Here is a 20162-nt window from a genome sequence, read left to right as displayed (position 1 = left end):
GATTCCCCCATGACCCCACGTATCCTGGCCAGCGCGCTGGCCCTGCTACTGGCCGGCACTGCGGCGTCCACCACCGTGTCCGCGCACGAACGCGTTCCCTCCGGCCAGCAGGTCGGCACCAGCCCCTGGGGGCCGAAGGACGAGATCGGCCGGCTCAACCTGATCACCGAAGCCTCGCGTGCGGCGATCCTGTCGCGGGTCAGCGGCGGCAAGGCCTATGACCTGGCCACCGACTACTACGTCGGCATGCCCAGCTGGCAGGACGCCGGCGACCCGCACTACCAGTTCTGGATGACCCACACCCCGCGCGGCACGGTGATGGATGATCCGATGGGCGTGGGCGAGAGCATGAACCTCACCCGCAGCTACACCGGCACCGCGTTCTCGATGTACAGCCACACCGGCACCCACATCGATGCGCTGAACCACTTCGGCATCCACGGAAAGATCTGGAACGGCTTCGAGGCCGACAAGCATCTCGGCGATCGTGGCTGGAATGTCACCGGCATCGAGAAATTCCCGCCGCTGATCGCGCGTGGCGTACTGATCGACGTGGCCGCCGCCAAGGGCGTGGACATGCTGCCGGACAGCTACCGCGTCACCCGCCAGGACCTGAAGGATGCGCTGGCACGCCAGCGGGTGAAGCTGCAGCAGGGCGATGTGGTGCTGATCCGTACCGGCCGCATGCGCCTGTTCGAACAGCCCAAGGCCTACATGGCCAACCCGCCGGGCATGGGCCTGGACGCGGCGCGCTTCCTGGTTGAGGACAGCGGCGCGATGATCGTCGGCGCCGACAACCTGAGCTTCGAGACCTTCCCCTCGGAGGTGGCCGACGACTACGTGCCGCTGCACACCTACCTGCTGGCCCAGCAGGGCGCGCCGATCATCGAACTGGTGGCGCTGGATGAACTGGCCCGCGACAAGGTCTACGAGTTCGCCTTCATTGGCGGCCCGCTGAAGATCCGCGGCGGCGATGCCGCGCCGCTGCGCCCGGTCGCGCTGCCGGTCCGCCCGTAACCGGGCCCTGTGGGTGCCGACCTGGCTCGGCACTCCTTTTCCACTTCAGCAACCTGAAACCCGGCCCGCCAATTTCATTAGTAATTCTACTCACAAGGCGAGTAGCATGTCTGGTCTCAGCCCCTGATACCAGCCCGCCGATACTCGCTCCATGCCTGTCGTTTCCGCCCGTTCCTGCCGCTTCCAGCCCGCCCGGCGCCTCCCTTGGAGGACCGGCTGATGGGCGCCGTCGTCGCCCTCGACCGGCTGCTGGACGGCCGCCAGTTGTGGCGCGGCCCGGCCCGCCAGGGGCCGGCCAGCGACCACCTGGCCAGCGGCCACCCGGCGCTGGACGCACGCCTGCCCGGCGGCGGCTGGCCGGCCAGCGGGCTGTGCGAGGTGCTGCAGGCGGCGCCGGGCGTTGGCGAACTGGCCCTGGTCTGGCCGGCGCTGGCCAGGCTGAGCCAGCGCGACCGCCCGATCGTGCTGGTCGCCCCACCCTATCGCCCGCATGCCCCGGCCTGGGCCGCGGCCGGGCTGGATCTGGCCCAGCTGCAGATCATCCACGCTGCGCCGAAGCAGGCGCTGTGGGCGGCCGAACAATGCCTGCGCTCTGCCGCCTGTGCGGCGGTGCTGTGCTGGCCGCACCAGGCCGACGATCGCGCCCTGCGCCGGCTGCAGGTCGCCGCCGACAGCGGCCAGTGCCTGGGCTTCGTGTTCCGCGAGGCGCAGGCAGCGCGCAACCCCTCCCCGGCCAGCCTGCGCCTGCAGCTCGACCACGGCCAGGTAAGGGTGCTGAAGTGCCGTGGCGGCCTGCCACCCGCGCAGCCGTTGCCACTGGCCATCACCCACTGAGGCCGCGCCATGCACTGGGCCTGCCTGTTGTTGCCGCAGCTGGCGCTGGACAGCGTGCTGCGCCTGCAGCCGGACCCCCAGCGGCCACTGGTGCTGCTGCAGGGCCCAGCGCAGCGCCGCGTGCTGCGTGCGGTCAGCCCGGCCGCGCGCGCAGCAGGGCTGCGCCCGGGCATGCTGCTGTCGGCTGCGCAGGTGCTGGTGCAGGACATGCACCTGCACGACTACGACCCTGACGCGGAACAGCACACCCGGCAGCTGCTGGCCAGCTGGGCCTACGCCTACAGCTCGCAGGTCAGCCTCGATTTCCCGCATGCACTGGTGCTGGAAATCGGCGCCAGCCGTGCCCTGTTCGGTGACTGGCTGACGATCGAAAAGCGCCTGCGCAACGAACTGCATGAACTCGGTTTCCGCCACCGCCTGGTGGCCGCCCCCACGGCACATGCCGCGCGCGTGCTGGCCAACGTCCACGACGGCCTCGGCATCGATGCGCAGCAGCTGCCAGCGGCACTGGCACAGCTACCCTTGCCGCGCTGCGGCCTGCCCAGCGACGCGGTGACCGTGCTCGGCCGTTCCGGCCTGCGCACGCTGGGTGCGGTGCTCGAGCTGCCGCGTGACAGCCTGGCCCGGCGCTTCGCACCGGAGGTACTGCAGCAGCTGGATGCACTGCGCGGCCTGCCCACCGCGCCGCTGCGCTACTACCAGCCACCGGACCGTTTCGATGCGCGCATCGAATTCGAATACGAGATCGAATCCAGCCAGGCCCTGCTGTTCCCGCTGCGCCGCCTGCTGCTGGACCTGGCCGCCTTCCTGTGTTCGCGCGATGGCGGCGTGCAGCGCTTCGACCTGCATTTCGAGCACGACCTGCTGCCGGCCAGCGTGCTGACCATCGGCCTGCTGGCCCCCGAACGCGATCCTGCGCTGCTGTTCGAGATCGCACGCAACCGCATGGAAGCGTTCGCCCTGCCGGCCGGCAGCCGCGCACTGCGCCTGCAGGCCGAGCAGCTGCCACCGTTCGTGCCCGCCGCGCGTGACCTGTTCGATACCCGGCCGGCGCAGGCGATGCCCTGGAACCAGCTGCGCGAGCGCCTGCGTGCGCGGCTGGGTGATGACGCCGTGCAGCCGCTGGCGGTGCAGGCCGACCATCGCCCCGAACGCGCCAGTGGCACCCAGCCACCGGCCAAGCCCCCGTCGTACTGGCCACTGCGCCCCGGCTGGTTGCTGGACACCCCACAACCGTTGCGTGACCCGCGCCTGCGCATCGTCGCCGGGCCGGAGCGGATCGAATCGGGCTGGTGGGACCAGGCCGACGCACGCCGCGACTACTACGTGGTGGAAACCGCACACGGCCAGCGCGGCTGGGCCTTCCGTGAGCGCAACGATCCGCATGCGCCGTGGATGCTGCACGGCTGGTTCGGCTGAGCCGCCATGCACAGCGAACTGCCCGGCTACGCCGAACTGCACTGCCTGTCGGCCTTCAGTTTCCAGCGCGGTGCTTCGATCGCCGAAGAACTGTTCGCGCGCGCCGCTGGCCAGGGTTACCGGGCACTGGCGATCACCGACGAATGCTCGCTGGCCGGCATCGTGCGCGCCTGGCAGGCGGCGAAGGCGCATGGCGTGGCGCTGATCGTCGGCGCCGAATTCCAGGTCGAGGACGGGCCGAAGCTGGCCCTGCTGTGCACCGACCAGGCCGCCTATGCCGGGCTCTGCCAGTTGATCACCACCTGCCGGCGGCGCGCAGCCAAGGGCGAGTACCGCTGCCTGCGCGAGGACCTGCTCGGCCTGCCCGACGGCCTGCTGTGCCTGTGGCTGGACCGGCAACCGGCCGCCACCGACCTGGAACTGCTGCGCGCCGGCTTCAATGATCGGCTGTGGTTGGCGGTGGAGCTGCACCACGAACACGACGACGCACGCCGCCTGCAGCAGCTGCAGGCCTTCGGCCAACGCCACCGCCTGCCGCTGGTCGCCAGTGGCGACGTGCACATGCACGTGCGCCGCCGCCGCGCCCTGCAGGACACCCTGACCGCGATCCGCCACCGCTGCAGCGTGGCCGAGGCTGGCTGGCGCCTGTTCCCCAACGGCGAGCGCCATCTGCGTCCGCGCACCGCGCTGGCCCAACTGTATCCGCCCGAATTGCTGGCCGAGACCCTGCGCATCGCCGAGCGCTGCCACTTCACCCTGGAACAGCTGCAGTACACCTACCCACGCGAGCTGGTGCCCGAGGGGCATGACCCGGACAGCTGGCTGCGCGTGCTGGTCGAGCGTGGCATCCCCTGGCGCTGGAAAGGCGGCATCGAACCGAAACAACGCGAGCAGATCGAACACGAACTGGCGTTGATCAAGCAGAAGAACTACGCCTCGTACTTCCTCACCGTGCAGGACATCGTGCGCTTCGCGCGCAGCCAGGACATCCTCTGCCAGGGCCGCGGCTCGGCGGCCAACTCCGCGGTGTGCTTCGTGCTGGGCGTGACCGAGATCGACCCGGCACGCAGCAACCTGCTGTTCGAGCGCTTCATCTCCGCCGAGCGCGACGAGCCACCGGATATCGACATCGATTTCGAGCACGAGCGCCGCGAGGAAGTGCTGCAGTACGTGTTCAAGCGCTATGGCCGCGAGCGCGCCGCACTGACCGCGGTGGCAATCAGCTACCGTGGCCGCAGCGCGATCCGCGACGTGGCGCGTGCACTTGGCCTGCCGATGGACCAGGTCAACGAACTGGGCGCGGCGATGGACCACTGGGGCGGCAACATCCCATTGCCGGAAACCCTGCGCGAGCGCGGTTTCGATCCGGACACGCCCTTGATGCGGCGCCTGCTGGCGCTGACCGCCGAGCTGATCGACTTCCCGCGCCACCTGTCGCAGCACCCCGGCGGTTTCGTGATTTCCGAACATCCCCTGTCGACCCTGGTGCCGGTGGAAAACGCGGCGATGGCCGACCGCACCGTCATCCAATGGGACAAGGACGATCTGGATGCCACCGGCCTGATGAAGGTCGACTGCCTGGCGCTGGGCATGCTTACCGCCATCCGCAAGTGCCTGGCCATGCTGAAACAGCATGGCCTGCATGAAGGACGCATGGATGCGATCCCGCCCAAGGATGCAAAGACCTTCGACATGATCTGCGCCGCCGACACCATCGGCGTGTTCCAGATCGAATCGCGCGCACAGATGGCGATGCTGCCGCGCATGCAGCCACGCACGTTCTATGACCTGGTGATCGAGGTGGCGATCGTGCGCCCTGGCCCGATCCAGGGCGACATGGTGCACCCCTATCTGGAGCGGCGCCGGATCCTGCGCGAACAGGGACCGGACGCGTTGAACGACCCGGACAACCCGCTCTACCCACCGCAGCTGGAACGCGTGTTCGCACGCACGCTGGGCGTGCCATTGTTCCAGGAACAGGTGATGCAGCTGGCGGTCGAAGCAGCCGGTTACACGCCTGGCCAGGCCGATGCCCTGCGCCGTTCGATGGCGGCCTGGAAACGCCGTGGCGGCTTGGAACCGCATCGTGAAAAACTGCTGGCAGGCATGTTGAAAAACGGCTTCAGCCGCGAATACGGTGAGCACCTGTTCGAGCAGATCAAGGGGTTCGGTGATTACGGTTTCCCGGAAAGCCACGCCGCCAGCTTCGCCCTGCTGACCTATAACAGCTGCTGGCTGAAATGCCACCATCCGGCCGCGTTCACCGCCAGCCTGATCAACAGCCAGCCGCTGGGTTTCTACAGCCCCGACCAGCTGCTGCAGGACGCGCGCCGGCATGGCATCCGCGTGCTTCCCGTGGACGTGCGCCACAGCGACTGGGACTGCACGCTGGATTTCAGCAGGGGCGCGGCCGCGATCCGGCTCGGCCTGCGCCTGGTCGACGGCTGCAATGAAGCGGCTGTACAGGCCATCATGCGCGAACGTGCACGGCGCCCGTTCGACGATGTGGGCGACCTGTGCCAGCGCACCGCCCTGGATCGCCGCCAGCAGGGCCTGCTGGCCGATGCCGGTGCGCTGCGCGGGCTCAGCGGCCATCGCCATCGTGCACGCTGGGATATCTCCGGCGTGGAGAACCGGCTGCCGCTGTTCGACCAGGCCCGCGCCACCGCTGAAGCACGCGTGCCGCTGCCCCTGCCCAGCGCCTGGGAGGACATGCAGGCCGATTACCGCAGCATCGGCACCACCCTCGGCCGCCACCCGATCTCGTTCCTGCGCACGCAACTGCGCAGCCGCGGCTGCCTGGATGCCGCGCAGCTTGCGGGCCACGGCCATGGCCGTCGCGTGCGCATCGCCGGCCTGGTCCGCATGCGCCAGCGCCCGCAGACCGCCAGTGGCGTTACCTTCCTCACCCTTGAAGACGAGACCGGCATGGTCAATGCCGTGGTCTGGCGGCACCTGGCCGATCGCCAGCACCGGGTCCTGGTCGATACCCGGCTGATGCAGATCGACGGCCGCCTGGAACGCGTCGATGGCGTGCAGCATGTCATCGTGCAGCGCATGCACTGCCTGGATGAACTGTTGCAGGGGTTGCGCAGCCACAGCCGCGATTTCCATTGACGATACACAGCGTCACACAATGAACTGGCCATCGGTCGCCCGCATCCGCTATCGTCGCTGCATCCAAGGAAGGACGACACGATGCCGCGCGCACTGCTGCTGACCACGCTGGTGGTCTCCACACTCGCCCTGCTGGTTTCCGGCTGGACCGCCTGGAGCCTGCATCGCAGCCAATCGCCACAGCGCATCATCGAAGCGCGCGGGCTGATCATCCACGATGGCACGGGCCAACCCCGGGTGATCCTAGGCGCGCCGGTGCCCGACCCCCTCAGCCGGGGCCGTATCCAGGGGCCGCGCGCTACCGCCCTGTCCGGCCTGATCCTGCTCGGCCCGGATGGCTCCGAACGCGGGGGCTATGGCACCAGCGATCGCGGCGGTGAAGCCGTGCTGACCCTGGACGATGCCAATGGCACCACGGAAGTGTTCAAGGTGGTGGCCAACCCGGACCGTGGTGCCAGCCTGATGGTCAAGCACCAGAACAACACCGGCGCCATGCTCACCTCATGGCAGGGCAAGCCGGAACTGATGTTCGTCGATGACAGCGGCCAGTCCCACTACGTGCGCCCGGGCGCCAACGCCGCGCCCTGATCTGCTTCTGTAGCGTCGAGCCATGCTCGACTGCTTCTACCAACAGCAGCCGAGTATGGCTCGGCTCTACAAAGGCGAAGCAACGTCGAGCATCGCTCGACGCTACAGACCGCACACCGCCGCCAGGTCGTCAGCCAGCGGCCGCAGTTGCGCCGCGCCCAGCGCCGCGCAGGTGATGCGCAGGCCATGTGCCGGCGCCGCCACCGCGAACACCTCGCCAGCGCGCACATGCCATCCGCGCGCGGCCAGCGCCAGCACCTGCGGATGGCTGTCGCCCGGCAACGGCAGCCACAGGTTCAATCCCTCCATCGGCAGCGGCGTCGGCACGCCACGCGCGCGCAGCAGTTCCTGCAGCGACTGCAGGCGCTGCTGGTAACGCTCGCCTGCCGAGGCGATCTTCGCCCGCTGCGTTGACGACGCCAGCACCGAGGTTGCCGCGTCCTGCAGCAGGTGACTGACCCAGCCGATACCGGATGCCAATCGCAGCCGCAACCGCATCGCGGTTTCTTCATCGCAGGCCAGCCAGGCCAGCCGCAGGTCGGGGCCGAGCGGTTTGGACAACGAACGCAGCAGCGCCCAGCGCCGCCCATCCAGCGGCAGTACCGAGTGATAGGCCTGCTGCGAGAGCAGCGCATAGTGATCGTCGATCAGCACTGCTACCTGCGGGTACGCCGCCAACAACTGCCGCAACGCCCGCGCCCGCTTCGCATCCAGGCTGGCCCCGGTCGGATTGTGCGCCCGGGGGGTGAGCAGCACCGCACGTGCACCAGCCTCCAGCGCCTGCCGCAGCGATTCGACCTGCATGCCCTGGGCATCCACCGCCACCGGCAACGGCGCATGACCCGACGCATTGAGCACATTGAGGCTGCCGAGGAAGCATGGATCCTCCACCGCGATGCGATCACCCGGCAGCAGCCACGCCGCCAGCAGGCGCTCGATGCCATCGACGGCGCCATGGGTCAGCTCCAGCGCATATCCCTCGGGGCAATCCGCATCCAGCGAGGCGCGTGCCAGCGCCTGCAACCTCGTGTCGACCGTACCCACGCCATACAGCCGCGGCGCCGCCGGGGTCAGGCGCAGGTTCGGCAGCAGGCGCGGATCCGGGTTGCCACCGGCCAGGTCCTGCAGCGCCAGCCCCGGGGTGCTGCCCTCGCGCGCCAGCGGCGGCGGCAGGCCACGCACCACCGTGCCGCGGCGGCCCGCCGTGCTGGCCAGTCCCGCCGCATCCAGGCGCTTGTAGGCAGCAGCCACGGTGTTGCGGTTCACGCCCAGCTGCTCGGCCAGTTCACGCACCGGCGGCAGCACGCTACCGGCCGGCAGGCGGCCCTTGCCGATGCCGTCGCGGATGCTGTCGAAGATCGACTCGGCGCTGTGCCCGGTGATTTTCATTTTGTCCTATGCCAAAATATCTCTTGTCCTGTGCCAGTGTATCCCACCCTGGCCACCCTGCATTGGAGGTGCCCGCATGCCCCTTGCCGCTGCCGACTGGCCCGTCGCCCAGTCCGTTGAACAGATCGCCGCCAACCTGGTCACGGTGCGCCAACGCATCGCCGATGCCTGCGCCCGCGTCGGCCGTGACCCGGCCAGCGTGCGCCTGCTGCCGGTCAGCAAGACCGTCGATGACGCCCGCATCCGCATGGCGGTGGCCGCCGGTTGCCGCGAGCTGGGCGAGAACAAGGTGCAGGAGGCGCAACGCAAGGCCGAGACGATGGCCGATCTTGGCGTGCACTGGTCGGTGATCGGGCATCTGCAGACCAACAAGGCGCGCTACGTGGCGCGCTTCGCCAGCGAGTTCCAGGCGCTGGACAGCCTGCGCGTGGCCGAAGCACTGCAGCAGCGCCTGCAGCTGGAAGACCGCACGCTGGATGTGTTCGTGCAGGTCAACACCTCCGCCGAACCCAGCAAGTACGGCTTGGAACCCGCTGCCGTCGAGGCCTTTGTGCAGCAGCTTCCAGCGTTCGATCGCCTGCGCGTGCGCGGCCTGATGACGCTGGCCATCTTCACCCCGGAGGTCGAGCGCGTGCGTGCCTGCTTCGTGCGCCTGCGCGAACTGCGCGACCAGCTGCAGCGCACTGCACCTCCCGTCATCGACCTTTCGCAGTTGTCGATGGGCATGTCCGGAGACTTCGAAGTGGCGATCGAGGAAGGTGCCACCGTGGTCCGCGTCGGGCAGGCCATCTTCGGCGCACGCGCCACCCCGGACAGTTTCTACTGGCCCAGCAATGGAGCCTCCGCATGAAGCACGCGGTCGTCCTGCAACACGTCGCCTTTGAAGACCTCGGCACCCTGCAGCCACTGCTGTCGGCACAGGGCTGGCAGCTGCAGGTGCTGCAGGCCGGTGTCGACACCCTCGATCCGGCCGAAACCGCCGACCTGCTGGTCGTGCTGGGCGGCCCGGTCAGCGTCAACGATGTTGATCGCTATCCCTTCCTCAACGACAGCATCGCGTTGTTGCAACGTCGGCTGCAGCAGCAACGGCCCACGCTGGGCATCTGCCTCGGCGCGCAGCTGATGGCGCGCGCACTCGGTGCCGACGTCGCCGCCAGTGGCGGCAAGGAGATCGGCTTTGCGCCGCTGCTGCTGACTGATGAAGGCCAGCGTTCTCCGCTGCAGTCCCTGCAGGGCATTCCGGTACTGCATTGGCATGGCGAGGCGTTCGAACTCCCGGCCGGTGCACGTCGCCTGGCCAGCACGCCGGCCTGCCGCCACCAGGCCTTCGCCATGGGCAGCCATGCGTTGGCCCTGCAATGCCACCCGGAACTGGATGCCCGCCAGTTCGAACGCTGGCTGATCGGCCACACCCTGGAGCTGGCGCAGGCCGGCATCGATCCGAACGATCTTCGCGCCCAGGCACGCCGTTACGGTGCACCGCTGGCGGCGGCGGCCACCGCGATGTTCGACCATTGGCTGCAGGAGCTGCCGGAGACACCGCAATGAACTACCGATTGCAGATCCACCGCGATGGCGCCCACTGGGGCCACTTCGACTGCAGCGGCCCCGATGCCATGCAACGCATGGACACCATCGCCGCGCAGCTGCCTGCCGAACAGGGCTTCCAGCTGAAACGGCAGAAAGGTGTCGGCGAAGAGCGCATCCTGTCCAGCAATGCCGACGGCCTGCGCGTACTGGCTTCGCAGATCCAGTACCGCGACATCTGACGATCGTCACGGTAGTGCCGGCCGCTGGCCGGCACCCGAATCTGGCCGGCCAGCGGCCGGCACTACCACGGCTGTTCGCCCGCGTGCGAAGCTTCACGCATGCTGACCCTGCAACGCGGCAGCCACCACGGGCTGCTGGTCGCCCCGCGCTGGCCCTCCACCCGTATCCAACTGGAAGAAGAGGTACTGCAACGCCTGCTCGATGCGCAGGCAATGCTGCCTGCCGGGCTGCGACTGCTGCTCACGCGCGGCTTCGAACCCAGCCACAGCCGGCTCGGCAGCTTCCGTCGTGGCGTGCGTTGGCTCGGTATCGCGTTGTTCCGGGCCTGCTATCCGCAACGCCATGATGAGGTCGATGCCATCTTCGGCGCCAACGGCCACGACATCGATGGCCGTCATATCGATGTCTCGCTGGTACTGCACGGCAAGCGGCTACGGCTGCTGCCCGTGGGCGTATTCACCCCGCCACGCTGGCAGGATCGTCGCGTCGCCCGCCATGCCGAAGCGGTCGCGCGGGTGAAGCGCAGCCTGCAGCGCTGCGGCTTCAAGCTGCATCACAACCCCACCGAAGCCCTGCAGATCCACTGCGATTATCGCCCGCGCTGATCTCCCGTCCCGGGCAGGCGTGTCACGCCCATCGATAGATGCAAATGATTCTCTTTTGCTGTAAGGTGCAGCCGCTGCCCTTGCCGCCGCGGGCTGTTCCCTTTCCCAGTTGTCGCCCGCCCCGTGTCCACGCCTGTCGAACCGACGGATGTCGCGCAGCTGTGCGCGGCCCATTACCGGCCGCTGCACGCCCATGTCCGCCGTAAACTCCCGCAACGCAGCGACGCCGATGACGTCGTCCAGGAAACCTGGCTGCGTGTCCTCAAGGTCGCCGCCAGCGGCCTGCTGAGCAACGGCCGCGCCTACCTGTACCGCGTCGCCCACAATCTGATCGCCGATCACTACCGGCAACGCCAGCGCCGTCGTGAGGAAGCGCTGGATGATGCCCAACTGCACGCCCTCGCCGATCCTGCGCCGCTGCCGGAGCAGCACCTGCTGGACGCCGAACAGCTGCGCCATCTCGACGCGATCATCGCCGCGCTGCCACCGCGCTCGCGCCAGGTATTCCTGCTGGCCCGGGTGGAGCAGATGGCACTGGCCGAGATCGGCCGCCGGCTCGGCATCAGCCGGCAGACCGCGCACGGCCATCTGCTGCGTGCGCTGGTGGCGCTGCAGCAGGTACCCGGCGCATGAGCCCGGAGGCGATCGCGCGCGAGGCCGCGCGCTGGTGGCTGGACGGCCACGACGGCGGCCGCGACGAGCGTGCCTTCAACCAGTGGTACTACGCCGATTGCCGCCACGCCGCGCAGTACCAGCACCTGCAGGCGCTCTGGCAGGCCGGTGATGCCACGCCCAGCCTGCAGCGGCATCAGCGCAAGCGGCAGCGCCGGCACCTGCGCGACGCCGGCACTGCCGTGCTGCTGCTTTGCGTCTTGGGCCTGTATACCCGCCAGGCCGCACCACCGGCCGCGCAGGTGATGCGCACGGCGACAGGCGAGATCCGTGAAGAAGTACTGCCGGACGGCTCGCACGTGCTGCTGTCACCCGGAAGCGAAGTCCATGTCCGCATCGATGCACAGCGCCGCCAGCTGCAGCTGCAGCACGGCCAAGCCTGGTTCAAGGTAGCCGCCGATGCGCAGCATCCGTTCCAGGTGCATACGACGCACGGCATGGTCACCGCGCTCGGCACGGCCTTCGACCTTGCCGTGCAGGACAACGACAGCGTGGTCACCGTCACCGAGCATCGCGTCCGTGTGGACAGCGGCACCCGCAGTGAGCAGGCCATCGAAGGGCAGCAGCTGCGCTTCGATGGACAGGCACCGATCATCGGCCTGGCCGCCAGCCACAGTGCCCTGGCCTGGCGCGAGCGTCGCCTGCATTGGGTCTCCACGCCCTTGGCCGAGGTCACCCAGGGCCTGGATCGCTGGCATGGCGGCCACACCTGGATCATCGGCGCACACCTGCGCCAGCAGCCGGTCACCCTGCTCGGCAGTGCAGACGGTGCGGCGCGCAGCCGCGACCAGCTGGCCACGCAGCTGCATGTACGCGTGCTGCGCCTGGGCGCGGGCGTGCAGGTGTGGCTGCCGCCACGCAGGGAACATCGCGATGCACCCTGACATCGGCCCTGCCACTGCGTCTACCCAGGATGACGACGCGCTGCGTCAGCCCCTGGAGCTCCCGATGCTGTTTCACCGTCCCCTTGTCCTCGCCCTGTCACTGGCCTGCGCCGGTCCGCTTCCGTTGTTACCTGCCAGCGCACACGCGCAGGCCGCCTCCCGTCACTTCGATCTTCCTGCGCAACCGCTGGCCAGCGCGCTGGATGCCTACAGCCGGCTGACCGGTGTCGATCTGGTGATCGGCGCGGCATTGCCAGGCGGCCAGACGGCGCCGGCACTACGCGGACGGTTCGACGACGCGCAGGCCCTGTCGCGCCTGCTGGCCGGTAGCGGCCTGCGCCCCCGTTTCATCGACGCGCGCCGCGCCACCCTGGAACCGGCGCCGGCCGCCCCCTCAGATGGCAGCCGTCGAACCGGCCCGCTGCGCGTACAGGGCGATATCGCACACGGCCATTCCCCCGGTGCAGGCGCCAGCCAGTATGTCCCGGCGGCCCGCGATGGCTTTGCGCCCGCCGTCGGCAGCGAGCGCGTGGCGATGGCCGAACGCCAGGACGGCAACAGCCTGCTGCGTTCGATGCCCGGCACCCACAGTTTCCACTCGCGCAGCCAGCCCGGCCTGCAGGTCAACATCCGCGGCATGACCGGCGCCGGGCGGGTCAACACCATGATCGATGGTGTCACCCAGACCTTCCGCAACAACGCGGGCCATGGCTCCGGCGGTCCGTTCGCCTACGTCGACCCTTTCCTGCTGGCCGGTGTGGACGTGCAACGCGGTGCGGTCGCCGGTGGTGATGGTGCCGGCACGCTGGCCGGCAGTGCCAATTTCCGCACGCTGGACATCGACGACCTGCTCGGCGAAGGCCGTGACTGGGGCCTGCGTGCGGGCTATCGCCATGGCAGCAACGGCTATGGCAGCGGCCGCACCTTCGCCGGCGCATGGCGCCACAGCGAGGACGGCGGTGACCGCCAGTTCGGCCTGCTGGCCGCTGCCAGCAGCAGTCGCAGCGGCGAGTACGCCACGGCACGCGGGCAGAAGAACAATGCCGACCCCGGCAGCCAGCAGCCCAGCAGCTGGCTGTTGAAAGCACGCCTGCAGCCCAGTGACCAGCATCGGCTGGACCTGAGCCACATGCGCTACGAAAACGACTTCTACCACAACTACCCGTGGCAGATTTCCGCACGCAACCAGCGCGCCAGCTACCACTACACGCCCTACACGCCGTGGATCGACCTGCGCGCGACCTTCGCCGGCAACAAGACCCGGCTGTTCTATCCACCCGTGGAGGATTCCAGCTACATCGGCCGCCGCACCCACACCAGCCTGAGCAGCTGGACGCTCGACAACACCAGCCGCTTCGATATCGGTGCACTGCAGGCACGCTGGAACACCGGCATCAAGCACCAGTCGGACGTCTACGTGGCCGACACCCCCATCCTGCGCGGCGCCAACCCCCAGGGCCGCAGCCAGCTGGACGGCGTGTTCAGCACGCTGGAACTGCAGTACGACATCTACGCGCTGACTGCAGGCCTGCGCCAGGATCGCTATGGCATCCGCGGCCACGTCCCGGTGTGCTCGGATGTGCCTGGCCAGTGCGCCGAGATCAACGGCGGCGGCATCGACGTGCGCCGTACCCAGCGCGCACTCAGCCCCAGCCTGGCGGTATCGTGGCAGGCCACCGACTGGCTGCAACTGTTCGCCGAAGCCTCGCGTACTTCCCGCCCGCCGCGGGTGCAGGAGATGTTCTTCGAGAAGATCCCGCTGGAAGGCATGAGCGATGCCGACGGCGTGGGTGCCAACCCGTTCCTGCGCCGTGAGCGCTCGCGCAACCTGCAGTTCGGCGCCAACCTCAGCGCCTCCTCGCTGCTGACCGACGGTGACCTGGCGCAGCTGCGCGTCACCCGCTTCGACAACCGCATCCGCGACTACATCAAGCCGCAGTACCTGCTGATCGTGCACCCGCCGGAGGTGGGGCCTTTCGTGGTACCGATCGACAGCGATCAGCAGCTCACTGCCTGGACCGATGCCCTGGACGTGGACGACTTCAGCACCACCACGCGCTGGATGAACCACCCCGGCGTGGTGCGCATGCGCGGTATCGAGCTGGAAGCGCACTACGCCAGCGCGCACTACCACGCCACGCTGAGCTGGACCCGCTCGCGCACCAGTGCGCCTGCCATCGAATTCGTCAACCTGGAAGACATCACCGCCCTGCCCGACCGCTTCTGGACGTTGGATGTCGGCGGCCGCTGGTGGCAGCAGCGCGTGCAGGCCGGCCTGCGCGCCGAATACTCCGGGCCCACCGAAGAAGGCTACGACTTCTTCCAGACCCGCAGGACCGGCGGTACCGGTGTACTGCTCGACTTCTACACCAGCTTCAAGCCCCAGCCCAACACCACGCTGTGGCTGAACATCGAAAACCTGCAGAACAAGGCCTATGACAACAATGCCTCGATCGACAGCATCTTCAGCCCGATCCTGGACCGCGGCAACGGCCGTGGCCGCACCGTCTCGATGGGCGTCAATGTGGCGTTCTAGCCGTCGCTGGCTGCCGCTGTGCCTGCTCGCACTGGCCGCAATCGCCAGCGCGCAGCCTATGCCCGGCACGGTGATCGACCTGGCCAGCGGGCAGCGCCTGGACGAAGCCGCGTTCGTGAAGCGTGCAGCGAACGCCCCGCGGCTGCTGCTGGGCGAACGCCACGACCTGGCCGGTGACCACGCCGCCCAGCGCTGGCTGCTGCACGCGCTGCAACGGCAGCGTCCACAAGGCGCGCTGGTGATGGAGATGATCGCCAGTGAACGCCAACCGCGCCTGCAGCGGGTGCAGCGCTGGCTGGCCAAGGGCAACCATGCCGATGGTGCGCGCCTGCAGGCGCTGCTGGGCTGGGATACACGCTGGACATGGGCCACCTATGGCGGGCTGGTACAGGACGCCACCGCCGCCGGCATCCCCCTGTTCGGCGGCAACCTGTCGCGTGCCGAGGTCAATGCGTTGCTTGCCTCCAACACGTCGGTGCGGTTTCCGATGCCCACCGCCCGGCAACGCCTGTCGGCCGTGGTGCTGGCCCAGCACGCAGACGCCGCACCGATGCTGGAAGGGATGCTGGCCGTGCAACAGGCCCGCGACACCCGCATGGCACAGGCACTGACCGCAGCCCCTGCACCCGCGCTGCTGGTGGCCGGCCGCTGGCATGTACTGCGCGGCACCGGCGTGCCGGGCTACCTGCCACCGGAGGTACCGGCACTGGTGATCGCGCTTGCGTCACCCGACGAAGGCGTCGATGCGGCCGACGCCGATCTGCTGTGGGTGCCGGGCGATGAGTGAACGCGGCCAACACTGGCAGGCGATTGCCATCAGCATCGGCCTGCACCTGTTGCCCTTGCTGCTGTTGGTGCACTGGATGGCCGCGCCACCGTTGCTGCCGCCGCCTGAGCAGGATGTGCGCATCAGCCTGCGCCTGCTGGCACCGGCTACGCCTCCCCAGCCGGTCGAAGAGCGCCTGGCCGACACCCCCAGCCAGGCGCAGCAGGCGCGCGCGTCGCAACCGGCGAAGTCGCCCCCTCCGCCAAAGCCCACCGCCGCGCGCGAGGGCGAGGTGGCCGCCAGCGAGCTCGGTGGCCCTGGCCGGCAAGCCCTGCCGGTCGCCCCGCCTGCGGCCGTGACCGATGCGAGTCCCGCACCGGCATCGATCACGGCCGCGCCGCCCGCTCCCGACGCACCACCGGCGGACTTCCAGGCCGGCGCCGCCAGCGACCAGTGGGAAGCCCGCCTGATGGCGCGGCTGGAGCGTTATCGCTACTACCCCGCCGTCGCGCGCTCGCGCCGGCAGCAGGGAACGACTTGGGTCAGGGCCAGCATCGATCGCGAGGGACGCCTGCAGGCCCTGCGGCTGGAGCAGTCCAGCGGCCAACCGATGCTCGACGACGCCGCACTGCAGACGTTCCGCCGCGCGCAGCCGCTGCCGCCCATTCCCATGGAAATGAAGGCACCGCAGGAACTGGTGGTGCCGGTGGAGTACTACCTGCGCTAGGCGGCGTAGGCCTCCGCCTCGATCTCGAACAGCATGCCGTCCAGCGCCAGCCGTGGCACAGGAATCAGGGTGCAGGTCGGCGCTGCGCCGTTCGGCCAACGCCGCCGTACCTGCCGGGCGATGATGCCCAGCCGGTCCTCGTCGTGGTCGACCACCAGGATGCGCAACCGCGCGACATCGGCCAGGCTGGCCTGCGCCGAACGCAATGCGATCTGCAGGTTGTCCAGTGCCTGCTCGACCTGTTCCCCGAAGCCGGGGGAGAGATGACCATCGGCATCCTCACCGCCCTGCCCGGCGATATGGATCACCCGCGCCGGCAACCGCACCACGGCCACGTGTGAGTACCCATTGGCGGCAGGGTCGTAGAGGCCGGGAGGATTGAACAGCTCCAGCAGGCCGTGACTGAGGTCCGGGGTGGTCAGCAGGTTCATGCCGCATGCCTCATGGGGAATGCGAGGCAGTCTGCGACCTCAACCAGAGTTGAGGTCAAACCGATCCGCTGCAACAGTCCGGTCCGCCATGCGCAACGATCGTGCCCACGTGTAGAGCCGAGCCCACGCTCGGCTGCTCAGCGCGAATGGCAGCCGAGCATGGGCTCGGCTCTACCGTTCCCGGCTCACGTCCACGCCGGGTCTGCGGTGAAATCGATGGTCAACCAGAAAGTACTGCCCCGCGCATCCAGCCGCACCGCGATCTCATCGCGCATCGCATCGACTTCGCCTACCGACCCCAGCGGCGTGATCGGGTCAGCCAATACATGGATCTCGATGAAGCGCATCCGCCCCATCTTCGCCACATGGCTGGTGAAACCGGCATAGCCACGCTCGGCCACGAACGCCTGCATCACCTGCTGCACGCGCCGGTCCAGATCATCCGGCGCCACCTGCAGCACTTCGCGCATGGCCTTCCACGCGCTGCGCGCCGGCACCGGCAGCATCGCTAGGCTGATCAATGCCAGCACGATCGAATCCAGGTACGGCACCCAATGGTGCCACTCACCACCGTGCAGGACCAGCGCCAACACGAAGGCCAGCACCACTGCCAGGCTCATCAACCCGCCCAGCAGCCAGCCACGCACATCCAGCCATAACAGCGCCGAGCGCAGATGCCGCGCCCGCTGCGCAACGAACGCCGCCATCGCCAGGTTGCTGGCACTCAGCAGCGCCGCCCACCACAGCGCGGGCCCGAATTTCACTTCGTGCCCGCCCGTGGTCAGGCCGATCACCGCGTTGGCCAGCGCATACACGCAGGCCAGCGACAGGATCACACCACCCAGCGCTTCGACCATCGGCTCCAGGTGCCAGTAGCCATACTGGAAGCGCGGGCTTTGTTCCCGCGCCACCAGCCGCAGCACCGACAACGACACCAGGGTCAGGGCGACGTCGACCAGGCTGTACACGCCGTCGAACAGGATGGCCTGCGATCCCACCAGCAGGCCACCGCCGAAGCCGACCGCGCTCACCGCAAGGGTGACCCCGATCGAGAACGTCAGGATGCGTTGCTCGCGCGCGGTATCCATCGTTCGCCGATGAGCCGACCGTTACGGGTCAGGCCTTCAGCACCTCCACCTTGTACGAGACCGCATCACCCTCCTGCTCGATGATGAGCCCGTGCACGTCCGATTCGAAGCCCGGGAAACGGGCGTTCTGCTCGCGGGCGATGCGCAGCGACTGGATGATCGGCTCGTCGCTGTCGCCGAAGCGCTCGCCCGGCATGATGGTCGGGATGCCCGGCGGGTACGGCACCAGCATGGTCGCCGCGATGCGGCCACTGATCTGCTCGATGTCGACCCGCTCGATCTCGCCCTTGACCAGGTGGTTGTAGGCATCGGCCGGGGTCATCACCGGCGTCGGCAGGTCCACGTACATCTCGCGCATCACCTTGGCCACGGCAAATTCCTGGTTGAACGCATGCAGCGCGTCGCACAGGTCACGCAGGCCCCAGCCGGCGTAGGCATTCGGATAATCGGCGGCCAGCGTCGGCAGTGCCTGGCTCAGCGGCGCATTGCGGTCGTACAGTTCCTTGAACGCCATCAGCTCGGTGACCAGGGTGCTCCACTTGCCCTTGGTGATGCCCATCGAGAACAGGAACAGCACCGAGTACAGGTTGGTCTTTTCCACGGTGATGCCGCGGCCCCACAGGAACTTGCTCAGCACCGCCGCCGGGATGCCCAGCCTGCCCATGCTGCCGTCCATTGCCAGGCCAGGGGTCAGCAGGGTCACCTTGATCGGATCGATCAGAACATAGTCATCAACCAGGTTCTCGAAGCCGTGCCAGTGCGCGTCCGGCCGCAGGTACCACTCCTCGCGCTTGGCCACCAGCGGTGCCGGCGTATCGCCCTTGTCCAGGCTGCGCTCGACCTGGGTTGGCTGCCACACGCTGAACCACCAGTCGTCGCGACCGAGATCATCGCGGACGTGCAGCATCGCGCGGCGGAAGGCAATTGCCTCGTCATGCATTTCCTGCACCAGCGAACGGCCGGCGTCGCCTTCCATCATCTTCGAGGCCACGTCACAGGCGGCAATCACCCCGTAGTGCGGGCTGGTCGAGGTGTGCATCATGAACGACTCATTGAAGCGCTCGGCATCAAGGTTGCGTTGCGCCGAGTTGCGGACGTGGATCATCGACGCCTGCGAGAACGCAGCCAGCAGCTTGTGGGTGGAATGCGTGGTGAAAATGATCGCATCCTGCTCACGCGGCTTGCCCTTGGCCATGCCGTAGTGGTTCTCGTAGAACGGGTGGAACGCGGCGTAGGCGTACCAGGCTTCGTCGAAATGCAGGAAATCAACTGCGCTGCCGATCTCGTCAGCGATCTTCTCGGCGTTGTAGCACAGGCCGTCGTAGGTCGAGTTGGTGACCACCGCGATGCGCGGCTTGGAGCCGGCCTTGTAGGCGTGGCTGGCCAGCGGATTGGCGGCGATGCGCTGCTGCAGCGACTCCGGCGTGAACTGGTCCAGGCTGATCGGGCCGATGATCCCGTGCGCGTTGCGACTGGGCGTGAAGTACACCGGCACCGCACCCGTCATGATCAGCGCGTGCAGCAGCGACTTGTGGCAGTTGCGGTCAACGAACACCACGTCGCCGCGGGCCACCGTGCCATGCCAGACGATCTTGTTGGCGGTGGAGGTGCCATTGGTGACGAAGAAGGTGTGGTCGGCACCGAAGTTGCGTGCCGCCTCGTTCTCGGCATCCTTGATCGGGCCGGTGTGATCGAGCAGCGAGCCCAGCTCCGGCACCGAGATCGACAGATCGCTGCGCAGGGTGTTCTCGCCATAGAACTGATGGAATGCGCGGCCGACCGGCGACTTGGTGAATGCCACGCCGCCGGCATGGCCCGGCGTATGCCAGGAATAGTTCGACTCGGCCGCATGATGGATCAGCGCCTTGAAGAACGGCGGCAGCAGGTTCTTCATGTAGTCTTCGGCCGCGCGCATCACCTGCCGCGAGATGAAGCTCTTGGTGTCTTCGAACAGGAAGATGAAACCGTGGATGTACTTGAGCAGCTTGCTCGGCACCTTCTCGATGGTGCGGCGCTCGCCGTACAGGAACACCGGCAGATTGGCACGGCGTGCGCTCTGCTCGCGCAGGAAGGCGGTCAGGCGCTGGAACTCGCCATCCACCTCTTCGCTGCCATCGATCGAGATCAGCACCGCCGAGGCCGCCACGTAGGTGCGGGCACCGGCCCGGGCGTCATCCAGGTTCAGCCCGCACAGCACGCGCTGGTCGTTGCTGCGCAGCTCTTCCACCAGCGCACGGATCAGGATGCCACCGATGCGCGGCGACTCGTAGTCGTTGTCGATGACAATGACCGGGTAGTCCAGGGACTTGAAGTACACGT

At 68.2% G+C, this 20162-nt stretch carries 18 protein-coding genes; 14 read left to right on the top strand and 4 right to left on the bottom strand.

Going from position 1 to position 20162, the window contains the following annotated elements:
• Positions 1 to 9: 9 nt before the first annotated feature.
• From AC5P7A_RS20585 to AC5P7A_RS20565, 5 genes are all read left to right on the top strand, one after another.
• Positions 10 to 1017, top strand: a complete 1008-nt coding sequence (locus AC5P7A_RS20585) for a cyclase family protein (protein WP_049418880.1) — start codon at positions 10 to 12, stop codon at positions 1015 to 1017.
• A gap of 219 nt (positions 1018 to 1236) precedes the next feature.
• Positions 1237 to 1851, top strand: a complete 615-nt coding sequence (gene imuA, locus AC5P7A_RS20580) for a translesion DNA synthesis-associated protein ImuA (RefSeq protein WP_014647509.1) — start codon at positions 1237 to 1239, stop codon at positions 1849 to 1851.
• 9 nt (positions 1852 to 1860) lie between these two features.
• Positions 1861 to 3270: a Y-family DNA polymerase gene (locus AC5P7A_RS20575; RefSeq protein WP_046431214.1), complete on the top strand. Its 1410-nt coding sequence runs from the start codon at positions 1861 to 1863 to the stop codon at positions 3268 to 3270.
• Between the two features lie 6 nt (positions 3271 to 3276).
• Positions 3277 to 6387: an error-prone DNA polymerase gene (locus AC5P7A_RS20570; protein ID WP_032957267.1), complete on the top strand. Its 3111-nt coding sequence runs from the start codon at positions 3277 to 3279 to the stop codon at positions 6385 to 6387.
• 81 nt (positions 6388 to 6468) lie between these two features.
• The gene (locus AC5P7A_RS20565) at positions 6469 to 6975 is read left to right on the top strand and encodes a hypothetical protein (RefSeq protein WP_049440952.1); all 507 of its coding nucleotides are present in this window, start codon (positions 6469 to 6471) and stop codon (positions 6973 to 6975) included.
• A 102-nt stretch (positions 6976 to 7077) separates the two neighbouring features.
• Here the strand turns inward: AC5P7A_RS20565 and ptsJ are convergent, their stop codons facing one another.
• A complete protein-coding gene (gene ptsJ, locus AC5P7A_RS20560; RefSeq protein ID WP_046431219.1) occupies positions 7078 to 8364 on the bottom strand; it encodes a MocR-like B6 salvage transcription factor PtsJ in 1287 nt (428 codons plus the stop codon).
• A gap of 76 nt (positions 8365 to 8440) precedes the next feature.
• Between ptsJ and AC5P7A_RS20555 the strand changes: the two genes are divergently transcribed.
• From AC5P7A_RS20555 to AC5P7A_RS20515, 9 genes are all read left to right on the top strand, one after another.
• Complete coding sequence (locus AC5P7A_RS20555; RefSeq protein WP_041863572.1) at positions 8441 to 9214, top strand: YggS family pyridoxal phosphate-dependent enzyme; 774 nt, start codon at positions 8441 to 8443, stop codon at positions 9212 to 9214.
• Positions 9211 to 9912 carry a glutamine amidotransferase gene (locus tag AC5P7A_RS20550; protein WP_111205925.1) on the top strand — a complete coding sequence of 234 codons (702 nt, stop codon included), beginning with the start codon at positions 9211 to 9213 and terminating at the stop codon, positions 9910 to 9912. Before AC5P7A_RS20555 ends, AC5P7A_RS20550 begins: the two co-directional genes overlap by 4 nt.
• Positions 9909 to 10133 (top strand): hypothetical protein, encoded by a 225-nt coding sequence (locus AC5P7A_RS20545; RefSeq protein WP_014647516.1) that lies wholly within the window; start codon positions 9909 to 9911, stop codon positions 10131 to 10133. The genes AC5P7A_RS20550 and AC5P7A_RS20545 overlap by 4 nt, the downstream gene beginning before the upstream one ends.
• 99 nt (positions 10134 to 10232) lie before the next feature.
• Entirely contained in the window at positions 10233 to 10739 is a 507-nt protein-coding gene (locus AC5P7A_RS20540) for a hypothetical protein (protein WP_014647517.1), read from the top strand.
• Positions 10740 to 10862: 123 nt separating this feature from the next.
• On the top strand, positions 10863 to 11372 hold the full coding sequence (locus tag AC5P7A_RS20535) for an RNA polymerase sigma factor (RefSeq protein ID WP_046431229.1): 510 nt from the start codon (positions 10863 to 10865) through the stop codon (positions 11370 to 11372).
• On the top strand, positions 11369 to 12295 hold the full coding sequence (locus AC5P7A_RS20530) for a FecR family protein (protein WP_346601874.1): 927 nt from the start codon (positions 11369 to 11371) through the stop codon (positions 12293 to 12295). Before AC5P7A_RS20535 ends, AC5P7A_RS20530 begins: the two co-directional genes overlap by 4 nt.
• Positions 12296 to 12359: 64 nt before the next feature.
• Entirely contained in the window at positions 12360 to 14831 is a 2472-nt protein-coding gene (locus AC5P7A_RS20525) for a TonB-dependent receptor (RefSeq protein WP_495220555.1), read from the top strand.
• Complete coding sequence (locus AC5P7A_RS20520) at positions 14818 to 15618, top strand: ChaN family lipoprotein (RefSeq protein ID WP_495220554.1); 801 nt, start codon at positions 14818 to 14820, stop codon at positions 15616 to 15618. Before AC5P7A_RS20525 ends, AC5P7A_RS20520 begins: the two co-directional genes overlap by 14 nt.
• The gene (locus AC5P7A_RS20515; protein ID WP_049406194.1) at positions 15611 to 16324 is read left to right on the top strand and encodes an energy transducer TonB family protein; all 714 of its coding nucleotides are present in this window, start codon (positions 15611 to 15613) and stop codon (positions 16322 to 16324) included. Before AC5P7A_RS20520 ends, AC5P7A_RS20515 begins: the two co-directional genes overlap by 8 nt.
• Here the strand turns inward: AC5P7A_RS20515 and AC5P7A_RS20510 are convergent.
• The 3 genes from AC5P7A_RS20510 to AC5P7A_RS20500 form a co-directional block, all read right to left on the bottom strand.
• On the bottom strand, positions 16321 to 16755 hold the full coding sequence (locus AC5P7A_RS20510; protein ID WP_075075601.1) for a RidA family protein: 435 nt from the start codon (positions 16753 to 16755) through the stop codon (positions 16321 to 16323). The two genes, AC5P7A_RS20515 and AC5P7A_RS20510, sit on opposite strands and share 4 nt — an antisense overlap.
• Before the next feature lie 185 nt (positions 16756 to 16940).
• Complete coding sequence (locus tag AC5P7A_RS20505; RefSeq protein ID WP_032957286.1) at positions 16941 to 17843, bottom strand: cation diffusion facilitator family transporter; 903 nt, start codon at positions 17841 to 17843, stop codon at positions 16941 to 16943.
• Positions 17844 to 17871: 28 nt separating this feature from the next.
• Complete coding sequence (locus AC5P7A_RS20500) at positions 17872 to 20160, bottom strand: Orn/Lys/Arg family decarboxylase (protein ID WP_032957288.1); 2289 nt, start codon at positions 20158 to 20160, stop codon at positions 17872 to 17874.
• Positions 20161 to 20162: the final 2 nt, after the last annotated feature.

It is taken from the genome of Stenotrophomonas sp. YJH_SMC_65 (assembly GCF_059369475.1).
This window is presented reverse-complemented; position numbering and strand designations above follow the sequence as displayed.

Excerpts from the sequence above, each read along its gene's own strand:
- AC5P7A_RS20555 (WP_041863572.1), top strand. The coding sequence starts at position 8,441 with ATGCCCCTTGCCGCTGCCGACTGGCCCGTCGCCCAGTCCGTTGAACAG.
- AC5P7A_RS20545 (WP_014647516.1), top strand. The coding sequence starts at position 9,909 with ATGAACTACCGATTGCAGATCCACCGCGATGGCGCCCACTGGGGCCAC.
- AC5P7A_RS20520 (WP_495220554.1), top strand. The coding sequence starts at position 14,818 with ATGTGGCGTTCTAGCCGTCGCTGGCTGCCGCTGTGCCTGCTCGCACTG.
- AC5P7A_RS20585 (WP_049418880.1), top strand. The coding sequence starts at position 10 with ATGACCCCACGTATCCTGGCCAGCGCGCTGGCCCTGCTACTGGCCGGC.
- imuA (WP_014647509.1), top strand. The coding sequence starts at position 1,237 with ATGGGCGCCGTCGTCGCCCTCGACCGGCTGCTGGACGGCCGCCAGTTG.
- AC5P7A_RS20525 (WP_495220555.1), top strand. The coding sequence starts at position 12,360 with ATGCTGTTTCACCGTCCCCTTGTCCTCGCCCTGTCACTGGCCTGCGCC.
- AC5P7A_RS20550 (WP_111205925.1), top strand. The coding sequence starts at position 9,211 with ATGAAGCACGCGGTCGTCCTGCAACACGTCGCCTTTGAAGACCTCGGC.
- AC5P7A_RS20510 (WP_075075601.1), bottom strand. The coding sequence starts at position 16,755 with ATGAACCTGCTGACCACCCCGGACCTCAGTCACGGCCTGCTGGAGCTG.
- AC5P7A_RS20570 (WP_032957267.1), top strand. The coding sequence starts at position 3,277 with ATGCACAGCGAACTGCCCGGCTACGCCGAACTGCACTGCCTGTCGGCC.
- AC5P7A_RS20505 (WP_032957286.1), bottom strand. The coding sequence starts at position 17,843 with ATGGATACCGCGCGCGAGCAACGCATCCTGACGTTCTCGATCGGGGTC.
- AC5P7A_RS20575 (WP_046431214.1), top strand. The coding sequence starts at position 1,861 with ATGCACTGGGCCTGCCTGTTGTTGCCGCAGCTGGCGCTGGACAGCGTG.
- ptsJ (WP_046431219.1), bottom strand. The coding sequence starts at position 8,364 with ATGAAAATCACCGGGCACAGCGCCGAGTCGATCTTCGACAGCATCCGC.
- AC5P7A_RS20565 (WP_049440952.1), top strand. The coding sequence starts at position 6,469 with ATGCCGCGCGCACTGCTGCTGACCACGCTGGTGGTCTCCACACTCGCC.
- AC5P7A_RS20530 (WP_346601874.1), top strand. The coding sequence starts at position 11,369 with ATGAGCCCGGAGGCGATCGCGCGCGAGGCCGCGCGCTGGTGGCTGGAC.
- AC5P7A_RS20540 (WP_014647517.1), top strand. The coding sequence starts at position 10,233 with ATGCTGACCCTGCAACGCGGCAGCCACCACGGGCTGCTGGTCGCCCCG.
- AC5P7A_RS20515 (WP_049406194.1), top strand. The coding sequence starts at position 15,611 with ATGAGTGAACGCGGCCAACACTGGCAGGCGATTGCCATCAGCATCGGC.